Origin of the sequence: Zoogloea sp. (genome assembly GCF_041911615.1) — a bacterium.
GTDB lineage: Bacteria > Pseudomonadota > Gammaproteobacteria > Burkholderiales > Rhodocyclaceae > Zoogloea.
The window spans coordinates 1-1,958 of record NZ_JAYROR010000063.1 but is presented as its reverse complement, the minus strand read 5'-3'; the positions used below and the strand labels follow the sequence as shown (position 1 = coordinate 1,958).

At 67.6% G+C, this 1,958-nt stretch carries 2 protein-coding genes; both read right to left on the bottom strand.

The genetic code is table 11. The features are described 5' to 3' along the window. Positions 1 to 116 precede the first annotated feature (116 nt). A complete protein-coding gene (locus ACE3P2_RS07135) occupies positions 117 to 605 on the bottom strand; it encodes a Na+/H+ antiporter subunit E (RefSeq protein ID WP_228276331.1) in 489 nt (162 codons plus the stop codon). Next, positions 602 to 1,958, bottom strand: a 1,357-nt coding sequence (locus ACE3P2_RS07130) for an efflux RND transporter permease subunit (protein WP_374262702.1), incomplete at its 5' end; no start/stop codon positions are given. The genes ACE3P2_RS07135 and ACE3P2_RS07130, both read right to left, overlap by 4 nt.

The window sequence follows — 1,958 nt, the reverse complement described above, 5'->3', positions numbered from 1 at the left end:
CGGTACCGAGCAGCTGCGCCGCCATCATGTACTCGGCGTCACCGTGGCCGCGCAGGAGACGGACCAGGCCGAGGGCCGTCGACAGGAGCACCAGGCAGGCGGCGGCGACAAGGAACTCAGCCATGCCCGGGCGCCCTCTCCAGCACGCGCGCCAGCGCCGCCTCCTCGGCCGCCAGCTGCGCGACGACGGGTTGCCCGACGTCGAGACAGTGGAAGACGATCCCGCCCTCGCTTTCGCCGCACGGCAGGGTACCGGGCAGCAGGCTGGCGATGGTGGCGAAGGTGTTGCGCAGATGGCCCGGCGCGTGCGCGCTGGGAAAAACGACGAAACCGGGACGAAGGGGCAGGCGCGGATCGAAGGCGCGGCGCGCGACATCCCAGCCGGCCAGCAGCGACTGCCACAGGAAGCGCGGCAGCAGCGCCACCAGCGGCCACAGGCGCACCCGCTGCGGCCCGGGCGGCAACAGGTGCAGGCTCGTCCACGTGGCGCCGACCGTGGTCACCAGACCGACCGCCAGCGAAGACCAGGAGATGCCGATAAGGGCGCTCCAGAACAGCAGAAAAAGCGCCCCGCGCACCAGCGCGGCGGTGAACAGCGGGCTCACTGCGCCGCCACCGCCTCCGGCGCCGACGACTTGCCGCCGAATACCGTCACGTAGAGCGCCGGCAGGAAGATCAGCGTCAGCAACGTCGCCACCAGCAGACCGCCCATGATGGCGAAGGCCATCGGCCCCCAGAATACGGTTGGCGCGATCGGGATCAGGCCGAGCACGGTCGAGATCGCCGTCAGGACCATCGGCCGCAGCCGCGAGGTCGCCGAGGCGAGGACCGCCTCGAGAACGTTCCGGCCTTCCGCGCGGTCGGTCTCGATCTGCACGATCAGGATCACCGTGTTCTTGGCGATCATGCCGATCAGCGCAAGGATGCCGAGAATGGCCACGAAACCGAGTGGCCGGTTGAACAGCAACAGCGAGAGGACGACGCCGATCAACCCGAGCGGCAACACGGCGACCACGATCGCCAGGCGGCGGAAGCTCCCCAGCATCACCATCATCGTTGTCAGCATCAGCACGATCATCAGGGGCACAACCGCGAACACCGATGCTCTCGAGATGGCGCTTTCCTCATAGATCCCGCCGGTTTCGATCTTGTACTGCGCGGGGAGCCGGGCGTTCAATTCGGCAATCTTCGGCGCCAGCGCGCCGACGACCGTATCGGGCAGGACGCTGTGGTCGACATCGGCACGCACGGTAAGGGTAGGCAACCGATTGCGACGCCAGACGAGCGGGAATTCCTGCTCCTCGACCACCGTCGCAAACTGGCTCAAGGGCACCATGCGCCCGCTTGATGTCGGCACCTGCAGCGAAGCGAGACTCCCGAACGAGGCTCGCTCTTCGTCAACCGCGCGCGCCACGACATTGACCAGGTAGATATCATCGCGCACCTGCGTGACCGTCGAGCCGGTCACCTTGGCGTTGAGCACGGTGGCCAGCGCCGCGGAGCTGATGCCAAGCTGCCGCGCCTGATCCTGGTTGACGCGAACGCGCAATTGCCGCGCCGGCTCCATCCAGTCGTAGTTGATGTAGCGGGTGCGGGTGTCGGAACCCATCACCTGGGCCAGCTCGAGCGCGATTCTGCGCACCTCGTCCTTGTCCGGGCCGGTCACCCGGTACTGCAGCGGCCAGCCGACCGGCGGCCCCAGTTCGAGCGGCGAGACACGCGCGACGACTTCCGGGAACTCCTCGGCGAGCACTTTCTCCAGCTTGGCCTGCACCCGCTCGCGCGCTTCGAGATCCTTGGTGACGATCACGAACTGGGCGAAGAACGGGTTGGGCAGCTGCACATCGAGCGTCAGGATGAAACGGATCGCGCCGCGGCCGACATAGGTGCTGTAGTGGTCGATGTCGGGATCGTCCTTGAGGAGCGCTTCGAGGCGCAGGGCCTGCGCCTCGGTGGCG